Origin of the sequence: Lactiplantibacillus plantarum (assembly GCF_014131735.1) — a bacterium.
GTDB classification, from domain to species: domain Bacteria; phylum Bacillota; class Bacilli; order Lactobacillales; family Lactobacillaceae; genus Lactiplantibacillus; species Lactiplantibacillus plantarum.
In genome coordinates this window covers 2,087,205-2,110,478 of sequence record NZ_CP039121.1, presented here as the reverse complement: position 1 = coordinate 2,110,478, position 23,274 = coordinate 2,087,205, and the positions used below count along the sequence as shown (strand labels likewise).

Here is a 23,274-nt window from a genome sequence, read left to right as displayed (position 1 = left end):
CCTATTTAACGTTAGATGGAACACAAACGAATGTATGCCATAGCGAAATTCACAATTAACAGCCACGACTGGTTAATTATGAGGTTGTCGCTAACGCAATTAACTGTTCGGGAATGACTGGTGCGGTGGCTAATTTTTGCCATTCACTGGTTGAGACTAACATGACGAGTGGCGTGCTGACCGTTGTCAACCACGTTTTCTGCGGAGTAACGGGTGCCATGGCCGTTGTGATGTCGGTATTGACCTCAGACTCAGTAATCTGCCAAAGTCGATGTGTGACGTGCGCGGTATCCGTCACCTCGACGACCGGGGCAAAATGACCGACCCAGTCGTCAATCAACATCTCGATAACGGGTTGCTGTGGGTAAAGGACTGTGTTGATCATGCCGGGAACCATGGTCGTCACGGTTTGATCCACCGGCCAGCTGCCAATTAAGCGCCACTGGTGAACACCGTTGAGTGTGAGTTCGTACCAGTAATAGCTGGCTTCGGTTGTCGTCATTGTATCCTGGCTGTCCCAATTGGTCGCAGCTGTTTGAATTTTAGTTTGACCAGTTGTGGTCGGTAACACCGCTTTAAACGGTTTGAGTTGCATAGCGAGACCTCCCTAGGACTTTGAGCATAGCATGACGTTAACGTGGCGGCAAGCATTTCTTGCCACGAAATCCGTCAATCGAGGTGAAATTGATTTAACATTAAAATTTGGTTTTTATCGGTGCACCAGTGTTAAGCCACTGTGAAAATGTGGTACAATTTAGCAAGCAAACATACGTTTTATTTAAAGGAGTTTTTTCGGTGTACGAATATTTTCTCGGTCAAGTGACCGATGTAACCCCCGGTTATGTGGTGATTGAGGTCAGCGGCATTGGTTATAAAGTGCTAACGGCTAATCCATACCGTTACCAGGTGGGCCCAACAGCAGTTAAGATGTATATCCATCAAGCCGTCAGCGAAAATGGCATGAGCCTATTTGGCTTTTTTGATGCTGACGAGAAGGCGTTGTTCGAAAAGTTGCTCGGGGTTTCGGGAATTGGTCCGAAGTCGGCCCTCGCGATTTTGGCCAACAACGACCATGCAGGTCTGATCCAAGCCATCAATCAAGAGAATGCGACTTATCTGACGAGTTTTCCTGGCGTGGGCAAGAAGACAGCTCAGCAAATCGTGCTGGACTTGAAAGGTAAATTAAACGATCTAAACGTTGATGTTACTGGTCAAACTGCGCTCGATGTGGATGCTCCTGCTGTTGATGGCGCGTTAGCGGACGCGTTGGCGGCTCTGGAAGCTCTTGGCTATTCGAAAGCGGATGTCAAGAAGGTCACTAAGAAGTTGGAGACGTTTAGTCAGACACAAGGGGCCGATACGAACACCTTGTTGAGTGAAGGACTACGACTATTGATGAAGAAGTAGATGGGAGGGGTAACTAAATGGACGATGACAAGTTATTATCCGGTGACAAAGCCGATGACGAAGAGGCGTCATTAGAAAAATCGCTCCGTCCGCAAACGTTAGCCCAGTATATTGGTCAGGCCCGGGTCAAGCACGAATTAGGAGTGTATATTGAAGCGGCCCGCAAGCGTGAGGAATCCTTGGATCACGTTTTGCTGTATGGTCCACCGGGATTAGGGAAGACCACGCTAGCGATGGTAATCGCCAACGAGATGCAGGTCAATATCCGCACGACCAGTGGCCCTGCAATCGAAAAGCCAGGTGATTTGGTTGCGCTCTTGAATGAACTGGAGCCGGGTGATATCTTATTTATTGACGAAATTCACCGGTTACCGAAAATCGTTGAAGAAATGTTGTATTCGGCCATGGAAGATTTTTTTGTCGATATCGTGGTCGGACAGGGGCCAACCGCCCATCCCGTGCACTTTCCACTGCCGCCGTTTACGCTGATTGGCGCGACCACCCGAGCTGGTATGCTGTCAGCTCCGTTACGTGACCGATTTGGAATCGTCGAACATATGGCGTACTATGAAGTTGCTGATTTGGAAGATATCGTTAAGCGGACTGCAGATATTTTTCAAACGAGTATCAAACCATCGGGTGCCCACGAAATTGCGCGTCGCTCACGGGGAACGCCCCGCATTGCTAATCGCTTGTTCAAGCGAATTCGTGATTTTGCAGAAGTGGCGGATCAAGATGCCATTGATGAGGCCATTGTGGCGCGATCACTGACATATTTACGCGTAGATGATGCCGGCTTGGACGAGACTGACAATAAGCTCTTACGAACGATGCTAGAGTATTATGACGGGGGTCCGGTCGGGCTTGCTACGATTGCGGCCAATATTGGTGAAGAAACGGATACAATCGCGGAAGTGGTCGAACCGTACTTACTCCAGATTGGGTTCTTGAAGCGAACACAACGTGGACGCGTTGTTACAATTAAAGGTTATCAGCATTTGGGATTCCCATACCCAGAAAATAAATAAAGATAAGAGGTCACAACATGAGTTTAACACTTGAAGATTTTGATTATGATTTACCACATGAACTGATTGCCCAGACACCAATCAAAAAACGGGATAGTTCACGGTTGTTGGAATTGGATCGCCAAACGGGCGAAATGCAAGATAAGCATTTCTACGATATTATTGATCAACTCAATCCAGGCGATGCGGTCGTTATGAATAATTCCCGCGTTATGCCAGCTCGTTTGTATGGTGTTAAACCTGAAACTGGTGGTCACGCTGAAGTCCTATTATTGCATAATACGGAAGGTGATGAATGGGAGACACTCATGAAACCTGCCAAACGTGCCAAGGTCGGTACCGTGATCTCATTTGGCGATGGTAAGTTGACGGCGACCGTAACGGCCGAAAAGGAAGATGGCATTCGGATGATCGAGTTTCATTACGATGGGATCTTCATGGAAATTTTGGAGAGCCTGGGTGAAACGCCATTGCCACCATATATTAAAGAAAAACTCGATGATCCAGACCGTTATCAGACTGTTTATGCCAAGGAAAATGGCTCGGCAGCTGCGCCAACAGCTGGTTTACACTGGACGAAGGAACTCTTACAAAAAGTTCAAGACAAGGGTATTAAGTTGGTTTACTTGACGCTGCATGTCGGACTAGGGACGTTCCGGCCAGTTGAAGAAGATAATATCGATGATCATAAGATGCACAGTGAATTTTATCGATTGGACGAAGATGCTGCTAAGACGTTGAATGAAGTACGGCAAAATGGTGGGCGCATCATTGCAACCGGGACAACGTCAATCCGGACGTTAGAGACCATTGGTAGTAAGTTTGATGGTGAAATCAAGCCGGATTCGGGTTGGACGGATATCTTTATCAAACCTGGTTATCAATGGAAAGTCGTTGATGCGTTCATCACGAACTTTCATTTACCGAAGTCGACCTTGGTCATGTTAGTGGCTGCCTTTACGGGCCGTGATATGATTTTGAAGGCTTATCAACATGCGATTGATGAAAAGTATCGCTTCTTTAGTTTTGGCGATGCGATGTTTATTCACTAGTATAACTGGCTTTAAACGAGATCGCTTATTTTGAAACGGATGACGGTTGAATATTAAAATGCCGTATTATACGAGGCGTATCGCTAATTTCAAGCTGCCGTTTTAGCTCTGGAGATAATAAAGATTGTCAATAGTCGCTTCAAGAAGTTAAAATGCATTCTTGAGGCGACTATTTGACGTTTGAACGCTTTGTTAACAGACTGACTAAAGCCACGTGGGTGCCCACGCCAATTGCCGCGACTGGTTCACGGCTGGATTTCGTGCTATCATTATTTGAGTTTAGCAACATTTTAATACGGAGGAACAGATATGGAACCGGCAATTAAATACCGATTAATTAAGAAAGAAAAACACACAGGAGCCCGCCTTGGCGAATTGATTACGCCACACGGGACCTTTCCAACACCGATGTTTATGCCCGTTGGGACGCAAGCCAGTGTTAAGTCACTGGCACCCGAAGAATTAGACGCGATGGGTGCGGGTGTTATCTTATCGAATACGTACCATCTGTGGTTACGGCCAGGCGAGCAAATCGTGAAAGAAGCTGGCGGGTTACATCAGTTTATGAATTGGAAAAAGGGAATCTTGACGGATTCAGGTGGGTTTCAAGTCTTTTCCCTGGCTAAAAACCGTGATATTACGGAAGAAGGGGTCCACTTTAAGAATCATCTGAATGGCTCAAAGATGTTCTTATCTCCTGAAAAGGCTATTCAAATCGAAAATGATCTTGGCCCAGATATCATGATGAGTTTGGATGAATGCCCACCATTCTTTGAAAGTTACGACTATGTTAGCAAGTCAGTTGCCCGGACAAGTCGCTGGGCAGAGCGGGGGTTGAAGGTTCATCAACACCCTGATTACCAAGGCTTATTTGGGATTGTTCAAGGTGCGGGCTTTAAAGACTTGCGTGAACAGAGTGCCAAAGATCTTGTTAGCTTGGACTTTCCAGGCTACTCGATTGGGGGCTTATCAGTGGGTGAATCGAAGGCTGAGATGAATCATGTTTTAGACTTCACGACGCCACTATTGCCAGAAAATAAACCCCGTTACTTGATGGGAGTTGGCTCTGCGGATGCCTTGATCGACGGTGCAATTCGTGGGGTCGATATGTTTGACTGTGTCTTACCGACTCGGATTGCCCGTAATGGCACTTGCATGACGTCCCATGGGCGTTTAGTTGTCAAAAATGCGGCCTACGCTCACGATTTCACCCCGTTAGATGATAATTGTGATTGTTATACCTGTCGTAATTTCACGCGTGCTTATATTCGTCATTTGATTAAGGCGGACGAGACGTTTGGTTTGCGTTTGACGAGTTATCATAACTTATATTTCTTGTTACACTTAATGAAGCAAGTTCGTCAAGCCATTATGGATGATAATTTACTGGAGTTTCGCCAGAACTTCTTTGAAATGTACGGTTTTAACGATAAAAACCCGAAAAACTTTTAGTGCTACTGGTATTTCAGACCGTAATTTGTTAAAGTTAAAGATAGTCAAACTTTTAATTAGAGTAGGAGCGATATTAAATGGGTCAAATGGCATCAATTCTGTTTATCGTGGTCATGTTCGCATTCTTATACTTCTTCATGATCCGTCCACAACGGAAACAACAACAACAACATCAACAAATGTTAAGCAAAATCAAACGTGGTGACAAGGTTACGACAATTGGTCGCTTGCACGGGGTCGTTGATGAAGTTAACGAAACCGAAAAAACAGTTACTTTAGACTGTGATGGCATCTACTTGGTTTTTGATTTGAACGCTGTTGCTAAGATTTCTCCAGCCGAAGATGCACAAGCTAAGACAGTTGCACCAGAATCTGGGACAGCGGCTGAATCAGCTGCTACTTCTGAAGTTGAATCGGCAAGCTCAGCCGCCGACGATAATGCTGATTCTGAAGCAAAATAGGTTTACACCATAAGTGGTCGATCATTGCTGATGACCGCTTATTTTTTTGCTCATTTTTTGGTCTTGAAACGCGCTTTTGAACGTATGTTCGTGTATAATGAAAGTACTAAGGATTGGAGGGGCGGCGGATGGCACAGTCAATTGTTGAAGCGCCTATTCGGGTGGATACGAGTCGGAAAATTATTCATGTGGACATGGACGCGTTTTATGCGTCAATCGAAGAGCGGGAGCATCCAGCCTACAAGACGCAGCCGTTAGTGATCGCGCATGATCCTCGGCAGACAGGTGGGCGAGGCGTTGTGACGACGGCTAACTATGTTGCCCGCCAATTTGGCGTTCACTCGGCGATGCCAGCTGCTAAAGCATTAGAACTCTGCCCAACAGCAGTATTTAAGACGCCCAACTTTCCGTTGTACCGCGAAGTTTCGGCGCAGATTCATCGTATTTTCCATGAGTATACAGAGATGATTGAGCCAATTGCCTTTGATGAGGCTTACTTGGATGTGACTACGAATAAGAAACACATCCATAGTGCGGTCGAACTGGCGCACCGATTACAACAAGAAATTTGGCATCAAACACATTTAACTTGTTCAACGGGAATCTCCTACAACAAATTCATTGCCAAACTAGCATCAGATTATCGAAAACCAGCGGGTGTGACGATCGTATTACCACAGGATGCAGAACCATTTTTGTTACGTGAACCCATCGAGAAATTTCGGGGTGTCGGTAAAAAGACGGTACCTAAAATGCACGATTTAGGAATCAAGACTGGACAGGATTTATACGCACAGTCTGAATTAGACCTAATCAAACAATTTGGCAAGTTGGGCTATATTTTATACCGGCGAGTGCGCGGCAGTGATGATCGGCCAGTCGAGTATTTACGTGAACGGAAATCAATCGGCAAAGAGCGGACGTTTGGACCGTTTCTCCAATCGACGACGGAAGTTAATACGCACTTGAAGGCCATCGCTAAGTTGGTAGCAGCTAGCATGCAATCGCATCAGCGCCACGGTAAAACACTCGTTCTCAAGTTGCGTTACGGTGACTTTGTCACAATTACCAAGCGGCGAACGTTCGGTGAATTCATACCTAATGACGCGGCCTTGTTTGAGCAGTACGCCGAAGAGATTTTTGAAGAGGTGGTCGATGATCATTTTAACTCTGGCATCCGCCTGTTAGGGATCACGCTAACTGGCTTGGCACCACTGGCGTTTGAGAACTTAACGTTACCACTTTATCCAAATGATAATTAATTTATTTGGCGCGACGCGGATTCTTCGGTATACTGGAGTACTGTGACAGTTTAATCGCCACCAGTAAATTATGAGAGTAAGAAGGTTCATTTATGACCGTCCAAACAGCAATTTTTGACTTAATTAAACAAGCAAAAACAATCATCATTCATCGTCATCAGCGACCTGACCCAGACGCCATCGGAAGCCAGTTAGGGTTAGCAGCTATCATTAAGGCTAGCTTTCCTGCGAAGCGGGTATTGACACCTGGAAAACAGTACCATGGTTTTGACTGGTTAGGACAAATGGATGAGGTTACCGAAGCGGACTATCAAGACGCACTAGTATTAATTCTTGATACCGCTAATCAGCCCCGAATTGATGGTGAACTTTGGAATCAAGGTAAGACAATTGTTAAAATCGATCATCACCCAAACGATGACGCTTTCGGTGACCCACAGTGGGTCGACGTTGATGCTTCCAGTACGAGTGAGATGATTTATAATTGGTACGCACCCCTTGCGGCGGAGTTAACGCTAACGGCTAACGCCGCTCGGTTGTTGTATGCCGGCATCGTTGGGGACACCGGTCGCTTTCTATACTCTGCGACCAAGCCTAGTACCATGCGAGCAGCAGCGGCCTTAATGGAAGCCGGTGCGGATGCTGAAGCTGTCAATCGTATTGAAGATACCATCACGTTACCAGTCGCACGGTTGTCGGCCTACGTTTATGAACATCTGACACAGTTGGATTCGGGTGCAGCTTACGTTATTTTAACGAATGCGATTCTCGATTCATTTGCAATCGGTGATGCTAGTACTGCTGGGGTTGTCCCATTACCTGGGCGTATTGATACGGTTAAGTGCTGGGCGATTTTTGTTCAACAAAAGGAAGGTGACTTCCGTATTCGGTTACGTTCAAAGGGACCGTCAATCAACGGTGTGGCCAAGAACCATGATGGTGGGGGCCACGCATTAGCGAGCGGTGCCAAGGCTAAAGACCAACAAGAAATTGAAACGGTAGTGCGAGAACTCGACCAAGTCGCTAGCCATTATGAGAAAGAGGTTTAAATATGACCGCAAGTTTTGAAGATTTTAAATTGCAGCCGTTCTTGATGCAGGCACTGACTGACATCAATTTCCGCAAACCGACTGCGGTACAGGAAAAGTTGATTCCAGTGATTGCTGCTGGCCGCAGCGTCATCGGTCAGTCAGCAACTGGGAGTGGTAAGACGCATACGTTTTTACTGCCAATGATCAATCAACTGAATGCTGATGAACGTTACGTGCAGGCAGTTATCACAACGCCCAGCCGTGAATTAGCTTATCAGATTCAGACTGCTGCTAAACAGTTGATCCAACACAGCCCGAAAGCCATTCACATTGGACTCTATGTCGGTGGGACTGATAAGCAGGAACAGATTGAAAAGCTAAATCGGCACCAACCACAGTTGATTATTGGGACCCCAGGACGGATTCTGGACTTAATGCGCTCCCAGGCACTCGATGTGCATCGTGCGACTCAGCTAGTAGTTGATGAAGCCGATATGACGCTAGACTTGGGCTTTTTGAACGTGGTTGACCAGATTGCTGGCCGAATGCCTGCTGATTTACAAATGTTGGTGTTCTCAGCCACGATGCCACAAAAATTAACGCCATTTTTGCGCAAGTACATGAACAATCCAGTTATGGAAGAAATTCCAGTAGAATCTGTGATTAGTCCGACTATTGATAACTGGCTGATTTCCACCAAGAGTCACGATAAAAACAGTATTATTTATCGCTTGCTGACGATTGGTGAACCGTATCTCGTGTTGGTTTTTGCTAACACGAAGGAACGAGTTCAAGAGTTGACCCATTATTTGCGCCAACAAGGTTTAACGGTCGCAATGATCCATGGAGATATTCAACCACGTGAACGAAAGCGGGTTATGCGCGACGTCCAACAATTGAAGTATCAATTTGTTGTTGCCACTGATCTAGCTGCCCGTGGGATTGATATTGAAGGTGTTTCACACGTCATCAATGATGATATTCCGAATGACTTAGAATTCTTCATTCACCGTGTTGGCCGGACCGGCCGGAATGGAATGGCGGGGACTGCGATTACGTTATATAGCCCAGGCGAAGAAGCCAAGGTCAGTGCAGTTGAAGCAATGGGGATCAAGTTCAAACCGAAGGCGATTCGTGATGGTGAGATTGTGGATTCATATGACCGTAATCGTCGGGCTAAACGGGGGCCAAAACAGGAAAAACTGGACCCAACCTTGATTGGTTACGTCAAAAAGTCCAAGAAAAAGATCAAGCCGGGTTACAAACGCCGCATTCGTAAAAAGATCAGCGATAAGGCGCGGATGGACCGCCGCATCGAACAACGAGCGGCTGCCCGCAAGGAACGCAAGGATCGTAAGTCTTAATTGACGTGCATCCGGATAGATTAATGCAAAATAACTGAGTGGTGTATTGACAAGTCGCCGCAAGTTTTCTATACTTTGCAAAGTAAGGACATATCTATCTCACATATCGGTCAAGAAACACTTTGGTTGCTGGAAAAAGTGCGGTGTGGGGTAGATGCTACCTAGAAGTAATGACTAGCAAACTAGTTCGTGTCTCAGCGTTAATGAGCTTAAGAGGTAAACGAACACATCGTTGCAAGCAGAGTGGTACCGCGTTAACAGCGTCTTTGCTAGCAACGGTGTTTTTTTGCCTTAAATTAAGAATGATAGAGAGGATGCCAGAATTAAATGAAAAAATTAAGTAGTAGTGAAATTCGGCAAATGTACTTGGACTTTTTTCATGAAAAAGGTCATACGATTGTCCCTAGTGCATCACTAGTTCCCGTGGATGACCCAACGTTATTATGGATCAACTCCGGTGTTGCAACGATGAAGAAGTACTTTGATGGCTCCGTTGTGCCGGATAACCCCCGCATGACGAGTTCACAGAAGAGTATTCGGACGAATGATATTGAGAATGTTGGGCGGACGGCGCGGCACCACACGTTGTTTGAAATGCTTGGTAATTTCTCAGTTGGTGACTACTTCAAAAAAGAAGCAATCAGTTGGGCCTGGGAACTCTTGACCTCACCAAAATGGTTTGGCTGGGATCCTGACAAGTTATACATGACTGTTTATCCCAAGGACACGGATGCCGCGAAATTCTGGGAAGCAACTGGCGTGAAACCAGACCACATCATTAAAGTCGAAGATAACTTCTGGGACATTGGTCAAGGCCCATCTGGCCCCGATTCAGAAATTTTTTATGATCGTGGCGAAGCTTTCAATAATTTAGCTGATGATGACCCGGAAAACTATCCTGGTGGTGAAAATGAACGTTACTTGGAAGTTTGGAACATTGTCTTTTCGCAATTTAACCACACTCCTGAAGGTACTTACGAACCACTCCCGCGTAAGAATATTGATACGGGGATGGGGCTAGAACGGGTCGTTTCGGTCTTTCAAAATGCGAAAACCAATTTTGAAACTGACCTATTCCTCCCAATTATTCATAAGACGGAAGAATTAAGTGATGGCAAGCACTACGGTGATAACGCCCAGGACGATGTGTCCTTCAAAGTGATTGCCGATCACGCTCGGGCCATTACGTTTGCTATTAGTGACGGGGCCTTACCTTCCAACGAAGGTCGTGGCTATGTCATTCGGCGGTTGATTCGGCGGGCAATCCTACATGGTCAAAAATTAGGTTTGAAAGAAGCTTTCTTGGACCAATTAGTACCGATTGTTGGCAAGATCATGGCTTCACACTATCCCGACGTGCTCAAAAATAGTGCGTATATCGAAAAGATCGTGGCTTCAGAAGAAAGTCGCTTCAATGAGACCTTGAATGATGGGTTGAATCTGTTAAATAACTTGATCGCGGAAACCAAGCAGGCTGGTCACGATACACTAGCTGGTAAGGATGCATTTAAGTTATATGACACTTATGGCTTCCCGTTCGAACTAACTAAGGAATACGCTGGCGACGAAGATTTAGATGTCGACGAAGCTGGTTTTGAAGTTGAAATGAAGGCTCAACGTGACCGCGCACGCAATGCACGTAGCAGTGCCAAGTCCATGGGCGTCCAACGGAGTCTCTTGATCGACATCAAAACGCCAAGTGAATACGTGGGATATGACGAATTAACGAATGTGCAGGGGACTTTGAACGACATTATTGTTGACGAGACCCTGGTTGATCACGTCGACAGTGGTCAAGCTGAGATGATTTTCAGCAAGACACCGTTTTATGCTGAAATGGGTGGTCAGGTTGCCGACCGTGGTGTGATCTTAGATGATGCCGGTGAAATGGTGGCTAAAGTGACTGACGTACAAAATGCACCCAACAAGCAGCATTTACACACCGTTGAAGTGTTGAAACCAATGCGAAAAGACGCGACTTATACGCTGAACGTTGACTTGGCATTCCACAACAAAGTCGAAAAGAATCATACCGCCACCCACTTGTTAGACCAGGCGCTTCGTGACGTTCTCGGTGAACATACGAAACAAGCTGGTTCACTTGTAGAACCTGATTATTTACGGTTTGACTTTACTCACTTTGGTCAAGTGACTGACGAAGAGTTAGCTAAAGTTGAACAAATCGTCAATGATAAGATCTGGGCAGCGTTACCAGTCAGTGCTATTCAAACGGACCAAGAAACTGGTCACAAGATGGGCGCAATTGCGGTTTTCACTGAAAAGTATGGCAAAATTGTGCGGGTTGTTTCAATTGGTGATTATTCTATCGAATTCGATGGTGGGACCCACGTTAAGAACAGTAGTGAATTGGGGCTATTTAAGATTGTTTCCGAAACAGGGATTGGCGCTGGAACGCGGCGGATTGAAGCCGTTACTTCGAAGGAAGCTTTCGAACTGCTTGCCGGCGAAGAACAAACCTTGAAGCAAGTTGCTGCTCAAGTCAAGGCACCGAAGTTAGCTGATACGCCAGCCAAGGTTAGTCAGTTACAAGCCGATCTCAAAGCGGAACAACAGAACCGGGCCAGCCTCGAAAGTCGCTTAGCCAAACAGCAGGCTGGGGCAGTCTTTGATCAAGTTGACGATGTGAACGGTACGACGTTGATCGCCCAACAAATTGAAGTCTCTGGCATGGATCAACTCCGTCAATTGGCCGATACTTGGAAGACCAAGCAGTATTCTGACGTACTGGTACTTGGAACAGTCATTGGCGAAAAGGTCAACTTATTAGTTGCTGTTAGTGATGACAAGGTCAAGGCAGGTATCAAAGCTGGTGACTTGATCAAAGCCATTGCACCAAAAGTTGGTGGTGGCGGCGGTGGCCGCCCAACCTTAGCCCAAGCTGGCGGGAAGAAGCCTGCTGGACTACCAGCGGCGCTGAAAGCTGCGCATGAGTGGCTTGCCGAACAATAAGACTGATTGCTTTGGTTGCACATCCTGTTTTTTATGTTGGTTAGCTATGTTAAAGCTATCAAAATAACAATTAAATCAGTGCTGTTAGGACGAGACCGTTCTAACGGTACTGATTTTTTAATGTTATGGCACCTTGTGACCGGCTTAACTCGTAGAAGATTGGGTTACAAAGGGTGTGCCTGTTTTGAATTTCAACTATTCGAACATTCGAAACAGGGGTATGTCAGCATATGAAAAAACAGTGTAAATCGGGATGGATTTGCAGAAAACGTCTGCATTCTCCGGGTTATTATTACGAATGTGTTACATCAAAGTGGATTGATTGTACTTCATATGGGCATTTAGTAAAATAGATTAGAAGCGGAAACTAGCGGGAGGTGCTTGATATGAGTTCATTAGACAAAACAATGTACTTTGACTTCGATAATGACAGCGTTAAGGATGTCCACGACACGTTAACGACAGTTTATGAAGCGTTACAAGAAAAGGGCTACAATCCGATTAATCAAATCGTGGGTTACTTACTATCCGGTGATCCGGCGTATATCCCGCGCTTAAAGGATGCTCGGAACTTAATTCGGAAGCATCAGCGCGATGAGATTATCGAGGAACTTGTCAAGTCTTACTTAAAGGCAGATAAGGATGTTGATGCATGAAGTTGATGGGGTTAGATGTAGGTTCCAGAACTGTTGGCGTTGCCATTAGTGATGCTTTTGGATGGACGGCGCAGGGCGTTGAAATTATTCGAATCAATGAGGATGCTGAGGAATTCGGAATCGACCGGGTTGCTGAACTCGTTGAAGAATTGGATGCTGGGGGCTTTGTCCTAGGGCTACCAAAGAATATGAATAATACCTTGGGACCACGGGCTGAGGCGGCGCAACATTACGGCGAGTTACTGACAGCCCGGTTTCATTTGCCGGTAGACTTTGAAGATGAACGTCTGACGACCGTTGAAGCTGAACGGATGTTGGTTGAAGAAGCTAACACCTCACGTAAGAAACGCAAAAAGGTGATCGACAAGCTAGCTGCAAGTTTAATCTTGCAAAACTACTTGGATCGCCACGGCAAACTCACACAAGAATAGCGAGGAACTAACATGAGCCAAAACCAAGATCGTAAAGACAATGATGTGATCACATTAGTTGATGACGAAGGTAACGAAACCTTATTTAATATTTTGTTCACGTTTGATTCAGAAGATTTCGGTCACTCCTATATTTTATTATATCCAGCTGATGCTGCGGCCGATGATGAAGTTGATATTCAAGCCTACATCTTTAATCCTGAAGATGGCGACAATGGCGAATTACAACTGATCGAGTCGGACGACGAATGGGATATGGTTGAGCAAGTTTTGAATACCTTCTTAGCCGATGACGGTGGCATGCAATAGTCGAAAGTAGATTAAGCTCGTGGGCGCATGTCCGCGGGCTTTTTTAGAAATTATGAGACGGTTCTAACTGTCGCATAATTGTGATAACCATGCTAGAATATTAATTGTTATTGAAAGGAAGCGGGATGTTGATGACTGCTAACAAGCGCCGCTTTAAAGCGGAAATTGATGGTCGTACTTACACGATCATTGGCACGGCATCTGACCGTCACATGCAAACGGTGACGCGGATGATGAATGAGCAAGTGGCACAATTAAAAAAATTAGCCCCCGATTTGTCTGATACGGAGATTGCGACGTTGCTCGCATTCAATGCGATTTCAGATCAGGTTGACAAACAAGCTGAATTATTGAAAATGCAAACGGATGATGCCGACAAGTAATTGCATTGTCCGTTTTTTTGCGGCTTTTCGTAATTCATTGGAACTTCGGAGGGATATCAGTGAATTCCAAAGTATTGAATACGTTAGAGTACCAACAAGTAAAACAACAATTAGCACCATACTTAGTCTCGGCAACGGGCCAACAAGCACTCAATGAACTACACCCAATGACCAGCGTTGCGGATATTCAACGGGCCTTAGATGAAACCAACGACGGGGCAGAAGTGTATCGTTTAAAGGGTGGCATTCCGGTCGCTCGTTTAGCGGATATAAAACCGCATATGAAACGGTTAGCTATCGGTGCGACCCTGAATGGGAGTGAACTCGGGCAAGTTGGGCGGGTGTTACGGACAACGCGCGCAATCACGCGCTTTTTTGCCGAGTTGCTAGAAGATGCACCTGAGAATGATATTCGACACCTGTTTGATGAAGTTGCAGAATTAGTTACTTTACCAGATGTGACGAAGCGCCTCGCTACTGCCATTGAAGGTGACGGTCATATCACGGATGAGGCGTCACCAGAACTGAGCCGGATTCGGAGCAATATCCGTCGTACTGAAACGGAGATTCGTAACCAAATGGGTCATTATACCCGTGGCCATGATGCCAAGTATTTAAGCGACCCAATCATCACGATTAGAAACGACCGTTACGTTATCCCGGTCAAGGCCGAGAATCGCAGTCGGTTTGGTGGCATCGTGCATGATCAATCAGCGAGTGGGCAGACGCTCTTTATCGAACCCCAGGCTGTCATGGCGATGAATGACCGGTTACGGCAAAATCAAGTTGCGGAAAAGCAAGAAGAACAGCGTATCTTGGAGGAACTCTCCAACTTGATTGCGCCTTACCAGGACGAAATCATTAATAATGCGGCGATTCTTGGACATTTCGACTTTATCAATGCCAAGGCGCGTTATGCGCATGATATGAAGGCGACTGAACCGGCCGTTTCACCCAAAAATGAAGTCTATCTACGGCAAGCACGCCACCCCCTGATTGATCCTCGCAAAGTCGTTGCCAATGATATTAGTTTAGGTACTGATTATCAGGCGATGGTCATTACGGGGCCTAACACTGGTGGGAAGACGATTACGTTGAAGACGCTGGGATTACTACAATTGATGGCCCAGTCAGGATTATTTATTCCTGTTGAAGCCGGAAGTCGCGTTGGCGTTTATAATGAGATCTTTGCGGATATTGGTGATGAACAGTCGATCGAACAGAATTTAAGTACGTTCTCATCCCATATGGAAAATATTGAAAGTTTCTTAGCGCAGATCGACGCTCACAGTTTAGTACTCGTTGATGAATTGGGTGCCGGGACTGATCCGCAAGAAGGTGCGGCACTGGCAATCGCAATTCTGGATGCCATTGGGGCCAAGGGAACCCAAGTCGTTGCGACGACTCACTACCCAGAACTTAAGGCGTATGGGTTTAACCGACCTGATACGATCAATGCTAGTATGGAGTTTGACGAAGAAACACTCAAGCCGACGTACCGGCTATTGGTCGGGATTCCTGGTCGAAGTAATGCGCTCGATATCGCACAGCGGTTGGGCATCCCGCAAGCGATTGTTGATCAAGCTCGGTCGTTGACGGATACGGATAGTCAAGACCTCAACGCAATGATTGCGGATTTGGTGACGAAGCGCAAACAGGTTGAAGATGAACAACTGCATCTGAAAACCCAAGTGGCAGATTCTGAAAAATTGCACCGGCAGTTGAAGAGCGAATTCAATGCGTATCAACAGCGTAAAGATCAGTTGATCGAAGATGCCAAAGTGCAGGCGAACACCATTGTTGAGCAAAGTAAGACTAAGGCCGATGCTATCATTAGTGATTTGCGTAAGAAACAATTAGCGAGTGGTACGGCGACTGTCAAAGAAAACGAGTTGATTGATGCGAAGGGCGCGTTGAATGCATTGGAGCAACAGCCTAAGCTCAAGAAAAACCGTGTATTACGGCGTGCCAAAGCCCAACATGATTTTCATGAAGGTGATGACGTGCTGGTCAAATCGTATGGTCAACGTGGTGTGTTGATGCGTCAGATGGGTAAACACGAGTGGGAAGTCCAACTCGGCATCTTGAAGATGAAGATTAGTGACGGTGACTTGGAACGCGTTAAGCCAGAAGAGCCAAAACGCGCGCGTGCTACTGTTCAGAGTGCCCACGCGAGTCACGTTTCGCCGAACTTGGACCTGCGGGGTGTGCGTTATGAAGACGCGATGACTCAAGTTGATCGCTATATTGATGCTGCGTTGTTGGCCGGGTATCCTTCCGTCACAATCGTACACGGGAAGGGAACTGGTGCTCTACGAGAAGGCATTACCAACTATCTCAAGTCTAATCGGCAAGTCAAGTCGTTTCACTTTGCTGCGCCAAATCATGGCGGCAATGGTGCGACTGAGGTGCAGTTCAAATAACCAGTGACGAGTGCCAGGTGCAGATCAGTGATGACGCGAATTCATGGCTGTGCACGATATCGGCGCTTTGATTGCAGGCAAATTGTTTGTGTTCCACCCGGTTACTGGTATACTTACTATTAGTAACAGATAAAGCTTAAAGGAGGCCGATTATAATGGTCGCAGCAACTACTGATAAAACTTTTACAACGGATACGGCTTCAGGAGTAACGTTAACTGACTTCTGGGCGACATGGTGTGGTCCTTGCCGGATGCAGTCACCAGTGGTCGAACAATTAGCTGACGAGATGGGTGACAAGGTGACGTTCAATAAGATGGATGTCGACGCCAACCCTGAAACGGCCAGCAACTTTGGTATCATGAGCATTCCAACCTTATTAGTTAAGAAGGATGGCGAAGTGGTTGATACCTTAGTTGGCTACCATTCCAAGGAACAGATCCAACAAACTTTAGCTCAATATCTATAATAAGCTGGGCCATTATTTCATTAATGGTTCGCTAGCGAACGCGCCTTCTTAAGTGAACGGCGCGTTTTTTTGCGCTCTTTTTTAAGACCGGGGACAACCGTTAATAATGACTATATAAGGAAAACTATTTAACGTTGCAAAAAAGGGCGACCACGTGGCCGTCCTTTTTACTGTGCTTCTTCAGGTTGTTCGTCATCAAGTTCAACTTGAGGCCGCACGATTTCGATTGGTGTTGCGGGATCGTGATTGACGATTGGTTGATTGTGATCAATCGTAACTGAGATGCGCAGTCGCATGCGATTTTGGAACGTAATTTTAGCTTCACTCACACAGTTGGTGCGGAGCGCCGACTGCTCAGCTAGAAAGCCAGTTTCAAGCATAAAGTCTGGTGATTTGATCGTGGCGCTACGCCGAGCGACCGGCTCACCAGTCAATTCATACGTGATTAGATCATCCGTCGTTGTAATCACGACAAGGTGACCCCAGCCGGTTTGCTCAAAAAAGGTAACAAGATCATCATCACTAGCGACAGGAAACTGGCGTGCCAAGTCTTTACCCGCCCAGTAAAGGATGCCACTACTGTCATCACCCAATAACTTTGGTATTAAGGCATCTCGCAAGATTTCCACACTGAGGATGGAAGCTTTGATCGAGTTGCCCGCAAATTGAGAATAAAAGTCGTTCGTCATGATAATTCCTTTCCATGCAAAAAATCGTGGTACTCTAGCCACTGTATAATCATTATTATACCCCGTTTCCACTAATGTGTCGGTTTTTTTCAATTTATCAACGGAAACTTTACAATTTCGTCGCAATTGGTCTGGCTTGAAATCAATTTCAAAAAAGACCATAATAAAGTTTCAGAATTCAGTGAACGGAGATTTTAAAATGGCAAATGAACATGCAATTGGCTTCATGGATTCGGGGGTTGGCGGGTTGACTGTCGTCAAGCAAGCTTTGAAACAACTCCCGCGCGAAACAGTTTATTTTATTGGTGATCAGGCGCGTTTGCCATACGGTCCGCGACCAGCTGAACAAGTGCGAACTTTTTCTTTTCAGATGGCGGATTTCTTAATGGCAAAGCAGATCAAAATGCTCGTGATAGCTTGTAATACTGCGACCGCAGCGGCATTGCCGGCGTTGCGGCAGCAGTTGTCAATTCCCGTTATTGGGGTGATTGCGCCTGGTTCGCGGGCTGCGTTAAAAGCTTCTCATCGTAATCGAATCGGTGTGATTGCGACTGAGGGGACGATTCGTAGTAATGCTTATCGAGATGCTATCTTAACCAAAGATCCTACTGCGACGGTCGTTTCGCAGGCGTGCCCAAAGTTTGTGCCGTTGGTTGAATCGAATGAGTATCAATCAACGGTTGCCAAGCGGGTGGTTGCGGAAACGTTGAAACAACTAAAAAAACAAGACGTTGATACGCTTGTTTTGGGCTGCACACACTATCCATTATTGCGGCCACTTATTCAAAATGTGATGGGGCCTGGGGTGACCTTGATTGATTCTGGTGCCGAAACGGTGAACGATGTCTCGGCGGTACTCGATTACTTGGATATTGCTAACGATCGTTCTACTAAGCGTTATCCGGATGAGTACTACACGACGGGGGCGGCTGATCAATTCGAAGCAATCGCGCGGAACTGGTTGGGCCAACCGGACTTTCACGCACAACATATTGATTTAGGGAGTGAAGCGAATGACTAAACCACAAACATTGATCATTGCGACTAACAATGCCAATAAGGCGCGCGAGTTTAGCGCGATGTTGGCACCGTATGATATTACCATCAAAACGTTGGCTGATTTTCCAAATATTCCTGAAATTAAGGAGAACGGTATCACGTTTGAAGAAAATGCCACTAAAAAGGCGACGGTTGTGGTCGAAGCAACCGGATTACCGGCAATTGCGGATGATTCCGGCTTGATGGTCAAGGCGTTGCACGGTGATCCGGGAGTGTTTTCGGCACGGTATGCTGGTGATCATGATGATGCTGCGAATAATGCCAAGTTGTTAGCCAACCTTGGTGGCGTTCCTGAAGCGGAGCGGACCGCGACTTTTCATACGACCCTGGTTGCCCTTAAACCCAGTGGTGAGAAACTTGTCGTTAACGGTGAGTTAGCCGGCCGTATTCTGATTGCCCCCCGTGGTGACAATGGGTTTGGTTATGATCCGTTATTTTGGTCAAGTAAGTTTCAAAAATCCTTGGCGGAATTGACGCCAGCACAAAAAAATCAAATCAGTCATCGGGGTGCAGCCTTGCGACAACTGATGACTAAATTCGATGAATGGTGGGCGAAAGCATGAAATGTTTAGTAGTGAGTGATAGCCATGGCGATCGTGACGTGTTAGTTCGATTGCTTGATAAGTACCGCGGTCAGGTTGACGCCTTTTTTCACTGTGGTGATTCTGAATTACCGCATGATGACGCGGTTTTTCAAGAGATATTCACGGTTCAAGGAAATATGGATTTCGATGACGTGATTCCAAATGAAGTGAATCCAACTATTGATGAGGTGACAGTCTACATGACGCACGGTCACTTAGTCGGTGTGAACATGGGATTGGACCATCTATTAGCTAATGCTGAGGTGCACAATGCGACGCTGGCTTTCTTTGGTCACACGCATCAACTGGGTGTTGAACGACGAGGCGGCGTGGTCGTGCTTAATCCTGGTAGTATTACTTATCCGCGTGGTGAATTTGCACGTATCGGTGGCACCTACGCCATCGTGACAACGTCAGCCGCAGGTATCGACGTCCAATATTATGATCGGCAACTACAAGCGGTGCCAGAACTAAAATTTCATTTTGCTGATTAAAATGTGGTAAAAAAACTGATTTTTAGGGCTGTGCAAAGTGCTTTTGCGGTTAAAATAAAGGGATGGGCTTAGTGAAGGAGGCGCTGTATGTTAATTCAACCAGTTGAGGACTTATTGTCACGTAACGCCGACCATTATTTGATTCCGGCGGACGTGGTTGCCAACGTTCAAACTGATAATAATTTGTATCACGCGTTTTTAGTACTAACGAAGGTCAAGTATTCCAAAATTCCAGTACTTGATCATGGTGGTCACTTTGAAGGTTTAGTATCGTTGCCACTGATTACTGAACAAATGTTAGGTTTTGATCAACTGAATACTGAAATATTACTGCAAAAACGTGTCTGTGACGTAATGGAGACACAAGTTAAGACGGTTCATGATGTGGATGACGTTGAAGAGACGTTACACTTGATGATTGATAATCCGTTTGTTCCAGTCGTTGATGAACAGCAAATTTTTCAAGGAATTGTCACTCGTCGTGAATTCATGAAGAGTTTTAACTTTCTGACCCATGAAATCGGCAAACAATATGATATGATTGAGAAGGATTTTTCCACTAGTGAAAAAGCTAAATAAATTTTTGGAGGGTCTCCGATGGCAAAATTAGATGCACAATCAATTATTAACTACATTGGCAGTGCGAAAAAGAAAACACCCGTAAAAGTATACGTGAAGGGTGCTTTAGACCAATTAAACGTTCCAGCAGGCATCAAAACTTTCTTCAGTGGCAACGCTGGGGTATTATTTGGTGACTGGGCGGATGTTGAACCGTTCTTAAAGGCTAACGCTGCAAATATCGAAGATTATGAATTAGAAAATGACGCGCGCAATTCAGCCGTACCAATGGCAGATTTGAAGCAATACAATGCGCGGATCGAACCCGGTGCGATTATTCGTGACCAAGTATTGATTGGTGATAATGCCGTTATCATGATGGGTGCGGTGATCAACATTGGTGCCGAAATCGGTGAAGGCTCGATGATTGACATGGGTGCCATTCTTGGTGGTCGCGCAATTGTTGGTAAGAACTGTCATATTGGCGCTGGTACTGTGTTAGCTGGCGTGGTAGAGCCACCTTCGGCTAAACCAGTTCAAATCGATGACGACGTGCTGATCGGTGCCAATGCGGCCGTACTTGAAGGCGTGCATGTTGGTAAGGGTGCCGTTGTGGCTGCGGGTGCGATCGTCATTGAAGACGTCGCTCCTAACACCGTAGTCGGTGGGGTTCCTGCTCGTAAGTTGAAAGATATTGATGATAAGACTAAGAGCAAGACTGAATTAATGGCAGAATTACGGAATCTTTAATGGTGGAGGGATAAACAATGGTCTTACGGGAAACCGATCTAATTCCAATTTATCAACACTTACACCAAATTCCGGAAATCGGCTTACAAGAACATGAAACACAGGCTTATTTATTGTCGATTATTGGTAAGATGCCTCAAGAGTGGCTGACAATCAAAACCATTCCTACTTTGGATACGGCGATTTTAGTGAAAGTCAGTGGTTTAAAGCATGATTATCGAATCGGTTATCGAACTGACATCGATGCGTTACCAGTTACTGAAAATACGGGCTTACCATTTGCATCGACCCATCCAGGTGTCATGCACGCGTGTGGCCATGATATTCATATGTCAGTCGCGCTAGGAATCCTAAGCTACTTTGCAGAGAACCGACCTGCGACCGACATGGTTTTCATGTTCCAGCCGGCTGAGGAAAATGCCTCGGGTGGGCAACGCTTGTACGAAAGTGGTGCGCTAGATGGTGATTGGATGCCAGATGAGATTTTTGCATTCCATGACAATCCTAATTTACCAACTGGAGCGATCGGTTGCCGGATGGGCACGTTATTTGCGGGGACTTGTGAGATCCACGCACACTTAAGTGGTAAAAGTGGACACGCGGCTTACCCACATCAAGCAAACGACATGGTCGTCGCTGGTGCGGCGTTAGTCTCCCAGCTGCAGACGATTGTAGCGCGCAACGTGGACCCGATTCAAAGTGGTGTGGTGACATTAGGTCACTTTACTGCTGGCACGATTGGCAATGTGATTGCCGGTGAGGCCCAGATTGACGGGACGATCCGAGCGTTGACGCAGGAGATGAACATGCATATTCAGCGGCGGGTTCGGACGATTACTGAGGGGATTGCGCTCGCCTATGACTGCAATATCGATTTGAAGCTCAATCAAGGTGGTTATTATCCCGTTGAGAACAATGACGCAATCACTGCTGATTTTATCAAGTACATGCAGGATGATGATGATGTCAACTTTATTGAAACGGAACCAGCAATGACTGGGGAAGACTTTGGTTATTTGATTCATCAGATTCCAGGGACAATGTTCTGGTTAGGGGTCGACAGTCCATATTCGTTGCACTCGGAAAACATGGTGCCGCACACGGCTGCCATTATGAGTGGGGTCAATGCGATGACCGGCTTTTTGACTCATCGGAATGCGTTACACAAATAAATTACAAAACGTACTGCGCTAACACGTGTCAGTACGTTTTTGAGTTTCAAGAATGCAGAGCGTTGCTGCAATTAATGGTTGGTTGTGACCGCACAATAGTTTTCGCCTGGTCACGTTAGGTTGCGAATGGGAATAACTAAAACTATTCCTGACAATAACAACGTGCGTCATGGTTCCCACCTGAAGAAATTTGTCAGATGAAAGATCAAGCCCGCACCGTGGCGCTCATTTCTGAGCAACCGCTGTGCGGGCTTGTGTTGGTTGAGCTTACTTGTGCGTTGGGGCGATATTTAAACGTGGCGAGGGGAGTTGAATTCCCGCTGCTCGGGCCGCGTTCAAGTAGGCGGCCAAAAAGTCGCGCTGAATTGCGAACTGCATGCCATTTTTGACGTAAAATTGTACTCGGAAGACCAACGTCCCATCGGCTTGTGTCGTGACGCCTTGAATGTCGGGCTCACCGATGATATCAGGATACTGAGGCACGAGGTCGGCATTAGTTTCGCGGACCACGTTAGTCAGATCTTGAACGGGAGTCGTTGTGAGAATGTAGAGGTCAATCAGCACGCGCATATCGTTACGCGACTGGTTGCTAATGATTAAAATCTTGCGATTGGGAATAAAGTTCAACGTGCCATCGGGACTCGTAACTTGAGTTGTCCGTAAACCGATTGCGGAGACGGTCCCCTCAATGGTTTCGATTTTGACGTAATCCCCAACATCAATCTGATCTTCAAGTAGAATGAAGAACCCGGTGACAATGTCACTGACGAAGCCTTGGGCGCCTAAACCTAACGCCACACTGAAAATCCCAGCACTAGCAATCAACGTCCCCACGGGAACACCTAACACTGAAAGTACCGCATAGATGCCAAAAAACATGATGACGTAATGGTAGATATTTAATGATAATGTAAAAATCGTTGAAATCCGATTATTGGCAGTATCACTGGTATTAGCATTCGTTAAAAATAAGTGGTGGATCAGGCGTTTTCCTAGCCGATCAATCACCCAAAATAGTAAAATAAATAAAATGATTTCGAGTAGCTTGCCGCCAATATTAATAATAATTTGTTGCCAGTCAATTTTCTTAGCCAACTTCATCCACACCGAAACTTGTTTAGTCGGTGTGTCAACCGCTGCTAGGTTAATTGAATTAAACATATCTTCACCCTCGTTATTGTTGTCTGTTCACTAGTTTATCAGATTTGACGCGGGCAACCAAGCCGTGATCAAGTTATTGCGACCAAATGTGACTGGGTGAATGTTGTAAGC

Annotated in this window: 24 protein-coding genes; 21 read left to right on the top strand and 3 right to left on the bottom strand. The window is 46.0% G+C overall.

What is annotated here, in order from left to right; translation table 11 throughout:
- Window positions 1–76: 76 nt before the first annotated feature.
- Window positions 77–595: a hypothetical protein gene (locus E5260_RS09910; RefSeq protein WP_003641512.1), complete on the bottom strand. Its 519-nt coding sequence runs from the start codon at window positions 593–595 to the stop codon at window positions 77–79.
- Between the two features lie 200 nt (window positions 596–795).
- On the opposite strand from E5260_RS09910, the gene ruvA reads away from it, so the two are divergent.
- The 15 genes from ruvA (at window position 796) to trxA (ending at window position 16,696) form a co-directional block, all read left to right on the top strand.
- The gene (gene ruvA, locus E5260_RS09905; protein ID WP_003644635.1) at window positions 796–1,407 is read left to right on the top strand and encodes a Holliday junction branch migration protein RuvA; all 612 of its coding nucleotides are present in this window, start codon (window positions 796–798) and stop codon (window positions 1,405–1,407) included.
- Window positions 1,408–1,424: 17 nt separating this feature from the next.
- Entirely contained in the window at window positions 1,425–2,435 is a 1,011-nt protein-coding gene (ruvB, locus tag E5260_RS09900; protein ID WP_003641514.1) for a Holliday junction branch migration DNA helicase RuvB, read from the top strand.
- Window positions 2,436–2,452: 17 nt separating this feature from the next.
- Complete coding sequence (gene queA / locus E5260_RS09895; RefSeq protein ID WP_003641515.1) at window positions 2,453–3,487, top strand: tRNA preQ1(34) S-adenosylmethionine ribosyltransferase-isomerase QueA; 1,035 nt, start codon at window positions 2,453–2,455, stop codon at window positions 3,485–3,487.
- 309 nt (window positions 3,488–3,796) lie between these two features.
- Window positions 3,797–4,939, top strand: coding sequence for a tRNA guanosine(34) transglycosylase Tgt (gene tgt / locus E5260_RS09890; protein ID WP_003641516.1), 1,143 nt, complete (start codon window positions 3,797–3,799; stop codon window positions 4,937–4,939).
- Between the two features lie 77 nt (window positions 4,940–5,016).
- Window positions 5,017–5,400, top strand: a complete 384-nt coding sequence (gene yajC, locus E5260_RS09885) for a preprotein translocase subunit YajC (RefSeq protein WP_003641517.1) — start codon at window positions 5,017–5,019, stop codon at window positions 5,398–5,400.
- A gap of 128 nt (window positions 5,401–5,528) precedes the next feature.
- Window positions 5,529–6,662, top strand: coding sequence for a DNA polymerase IV (gene dinB, locus E5260_RS09880; protein WP_003641518.1), 1,134 nt, complete (start codon window positions 5,529–5,531; stop codon window positions 6,660–6,662).
- A gap of 92 nt (window positions 6,663–6,754) precedes the next feature.
- On the top strand, window positions 6,755–7,711 hold the full coding sequence (locus tag E5260_RS09875) for a DHH family phosphoesterase (protein WP_003641519.1): 957 nt from the start codon (window positions 6,755–6,757) through the stop codon (window positions 7,709–7,711).
- Window positions 7,712–7,713: 2 nt separating this feature from the next.
- Window positions 7,714–9,057, top strand: a complete 1,344-nt coding sequence (locus E5260_RS09870; RefSeq protein WP_003641520.1) for a DEAD/DEAH box helicase — start codon at window positions 7,714–7,716, stop codon at window positions 9,055–9,057.
- Window positions 9,058–9,384: 327 nt separating this feature from the next.
- Window positions 9,385–12,027 (top strand): alanine--tRNA ligase, encoded by a 2,643-nt coding sequence (gene alaS / locus E5260_RS09865; RefSeq protein ID WP_003641521.1) that lies wholly within the window; start codon window positions 9,385–9,387, stop codon window positions 12,025–12,027.
- A gap of 386 nt (window positions 12,028–12,413) precedes the next feature.
- Window positions 12,414–12,683, top strand: a complete 270-nt coding sequence (locus tag E5260_RS09860; RefSeq protein ID WP_003641523.1) for an IreB family regulatory phosphoprotein — start codon at window positions 12,414–12,416, stop codon at window positions 12,681–12,683.
- Window positions 12,680–13,114 (top strand): Holliday junction resolvase RuvX, encoded by a 435-nt coding sequence (gene ruvX / locus E5260_RS09855; RefSeq protein ID WP_003641524.1) that lies wholly within the window; start codon window positions 12,680–12,682, stop codon window positions 13,112–13,114. The genes E5260_RS09860 and ruvX overlap by 4 nt, the downstream gene beginning before the upstream one ends.
- Window positions 13,115–13,126: 12 nt before the next feature.
- Window positions 13,127–13,423, top strand: a complete 297-nt coding sequence (locus E5260_RS09850) for a DUF1292 domain-containing protein (RefSeq protein ID WP_003641525.1) — start codon at window positions 13,127–13,129, stop codon at window positions 13,421–13,423.
- A 131-nt stretch (window positions 13,424–13,554) separates the two neighbouring features.
- On the top strand, window positions 13,555–13,806 hold the full coding sequence (locus tag E5260_RS09845; protein WP_003645448.1) for a cell division protein ZapA: 252 nt from the start codon (window positions 13,555–13,557) through the stop codon (window positions 13,804–13,806).
- 59 nt (window positions 13,807–13,865) lie between these two features.
- Window positions 13,866–16,229: an endonuclease MutS2 gene (locus E5260_RS09840; protein WP_003641527.1), complete on the top strand. Its 2,364-nt coding sequence runs from the start codon at window positions 13,866–13,868 to the stop codon at window positions 16,227–16,229.
- A 155-nt stretch (window positions 16,230–16,384) separates the two neighbouring features.
- Window positions 16,385–16,696 carry a thioredoxin gene (gene trxA / locus E5260_RS09835; RefSeq protein ID WP_003641528.1) on the top strand — a complete coding sequence of 104 codons (312 nt, stop codon included), beginning with the start codon at window positions 16,385–16,387 and terminating at the stop codon, window positions 16,694–16,696.
- 167 nt (window positions 16,697–16,863) lie between these two features.
- On the opposite strand, the gene E5260_RS09830 is transcribed toward trxA, so the two are convergent.
- Window positions 16,864–17,547, bottom strand: coding sequence for a YslB family protein (locus tag E5260_RS09830; protein ID WP_003641529.1), 684 nt, complete (start codon window positions 17,545–17,547; stop codon window positions 16,864–16,866).
- A gap of 37 nt (window positions 17,548–17,584) precedes the next feature.
- Here E5260_RS09830 and racE point away from each other — a divergent pair, with 37 nt between their 5' ends.
- From racE to E5260_RS09800, 6 genes are all read left to right on the top strand, one after another.
- Window positions 17,585–18,406, top strand: coding sequence for a glutamate racemase (racE, locus tag E5260_RS09825; RefSeq protein ID WP_003644631.1), 822 nt, complete (start codon window positions 17,585–17,587; stop codon window positions 18,404–18,406).
- Window positions 18,399–19,007 carry an XTP/dITP diphosphatase gene (locus E5260_RS09820; protein ID WP_003641531.1) on the top strand — a complete coding sequence of 203 codons (609 nt, stop codon included), beginning with the start codon at window positions 18,399–18,401 and terminating at the stop codon, window positions 19,005–19,007. The genes racE and E5260_RS09820 overlap by 8 nt, the downstream gene beginning before the upstream one ends.
- A complete protein-coding gene (locus tag E5260_RS09815; protein ID WP_003641532.1) occupies window positions 19,004–19,522 on the top strand; it encodes a metallophosphoesterase in 519 nt (172 codons plus the stop codon). The genes E5260_RS09820 and E5260_RS09815 overlap by 4 nt, the downstream gene beginning before the upstream one ends.
- Before the next feature lie 87 nt (window positions 19,523–19,609).
- Window positions 19,610–20,101 carry a cyclic-di-AMP-binding protein CbpB gene (gene cbpB, locus E5260_RS09810; protein ID WP_003641533.1) on the top strand — a complete coding sequence of 164 codons (492 nt, stop codon included), beginning with the start codon at window positions 19,610–19,612 and terminating at the stop codon, window positions 20,099–20,101.
- Between the two features lie 18 nt (window positions 20,102–20,119).
- Window positions 20,120–20,830 (top strand): 2,3,4,5-tetrahydropyridine-2,6-dicarboxylate N-acetyltransferase, encoded by a 711-nt coding sequence (gene dapD, locus E5260_RS09805; protein WP_003641534.1) that lies wholly within the window; start codon window positions 20,120–20,122, stop codon window positions 20,828–20,830.
- Window positions 20,831–20,847: 17 nt separating this feature from the next.
- Window positions 20,848–22,002, top strand: coding sequence for an N-acetyldiaminopimelate deacetylase (locus E5260_RS09800; protein ID WP_003641535.1), 1,155 nt, complete (start codon window positions 20,848–20,850; stop codon window positions 22,000–22,002).
- A gap of 267 nt (window positions 22,003–22,269) precedes the next feature.
- Here E5260_RS09800 and E5260_RS09795 read toward each other — a convergent pair whose 3' ends face one another.
- Window positions 22,270–23,163: a mechanosensitive ion channel family protein gene (locus tag E5260_RS09795; protein WP_003641536.1), complete on the bottom strand. Its 894-nt coding sequence runs from the start codon at window positions 23,161–23,163 to the stop codon at window positions 22,270–22,272.
- Window positions 23,164–23,274: the final 111 nt, after the last annotated feature.

Excerpts from the sequence above, each read along its gene's own strand:
- E5260_RS09910 (WP_003641512.1), bottom strand. The coding sequence starts at position 595 with ATGCAACTCAAACCGTTTAAAGCGGTGTTACCGACCACAACTGGTCAA.
- ruvB (WP_003641514.1), top strand. The coding sequence starts at position 1,425 with ATGGACGATGACAAGTTATTATCCGGTGACAAAGCCGATGACGAAGAG.
- queA (WP_003641515.1), top strand. The coding sequence starts at position 2,453 with ATGAGTTTAACACTTGAAGATTTTGATTATGATTTACCACATGAACTG.
- tgt (WP_003641516.1), top strand. The coding sequence starts at position 3,797 with ATGGAACCGGCAATTAAATACCGATTAATTAAGAAAGAAAAACACACA.
- yajC (WP_003641517.1), top strand. The coding sequence starts at position 5,017 with ATGGGTCAAATGGCATCAATTCTGTTTATCGTGGTCATGTTCGCATTC.
- dinB (WP_003641518.1), top strand. The coding sequence starts at position 5,529 with ATGGCACAGTCAATTGTTGAAGCGCCTATTCGGGTGGATACGAGTCGG.
- E5260_RS09875 (WP_003641519.1), top strand. The coding sequence starts at position 6,755 with ATGACCGTCCAAACAGCAATTTTTGACTTAATTAAACAAGCAAAAACA.
- E5260_RS09870 (WP_003641520.1), top strand. The coding sequence starts at position 7,714 with ATGACCGCAAGTTTTGAAGATTTTAAATTGCAGCCGTTCTTGATGCAG.
- alaS (WP_003641521.1), top strand. The coding sequence starts at position 9,385 with ATGAAAAAATTAAGTAGTAGTGAAATTCGGCAAATGTACTTGGACTTT.
- E5260_RS09860 (WP_003641523.1), top strand. The coding sequence starts at position 12,414 with ATGAGTTCATTAGACAAAACAATGTACTTTGACTTCGATAATGACAGC.
- ruvX (WP_003641524.1), top strand. The coding sequence starts at position 12,680 with ATGAAGTTGATGGGGTTAGATGTAGGTTCCAGAACTGTTGGCGTTGCC.
- E5260_RS09850 (WP_003641525.1), top strand. The coding sequence starts at position 13,127 with ATGAGCCAAAACCAAGATCGTAAAGACAATGATGTGATCACATTAGTT.
- E5260_RS09845 (WP_003645448.1), top strand. The coding sequence starts at position 13,555 with ATGACTGCTAACAAGCGCCGCTTTAAAGCGGAAATTGATGGTCGTACT.
- trxA (WP_003641528.1), top strand. The coding sequence starts at position 16,385 with ATGGTCGCAGCAACTACTGATAAAACTTTTACAACGGATACGGCTTCA.
- E5260_RS09830 (WP_003641529.1), bottom strand. The coding sequence starts at position 17,547 with ATGGTCTTTTTTGAAATTGATTTCAAGCCAGACCAATTGCGACGAAAT.
- racE (WP_003644631.1), top strand. The coding sequence starts at position 17,585 with ATGGCAAATGAACATGCAATTGGCTTCATGGATTCGGGGGTTGGCGGG.
- E5260_RS09820 (WP_003641531.1), top strand. The coding sequence starts at position 18,399 with ATGACTAAACCACAAACATTGATCATTGCGACTAACAATGCCAATAAG.
- E5260_RS09815 (WP_003641532.1), top strand. The coding sequence starts at position 19,004 with ATGAAATGTTTAGTAGTGAGTGATAGCCATGGCGATCGTGACGTGTTA.
- cbpB (WP_003641533.1), top strand. The coding sequence starts at position 19,610 with ATGTTAATTCAACCAGTTGAGGACTTATTGTCACGTAACGCCGACCAT.
- dapD (WP_003641534.1), top strand. The coding sequence starts at position 20,120 with ATGGCAAAATTAGATGCACAATCAATTATTAACTACATTGGCAGTGCG.
- E5260_RS09800 (WP_003641535.1), top strand. The coding sequence starts at position 20,848 with ATGGTCTTACGGGAAACCGATCTAATTCCAATTTATCAACACTTACAC.
- E5260_RS09795 (WP_003641536.1), bottom strand. The coding sequence starts at position 23,163 with ATGTTTAATTCAATTAACCTAGCAGCGGTTGACACACCGACTAAACAA.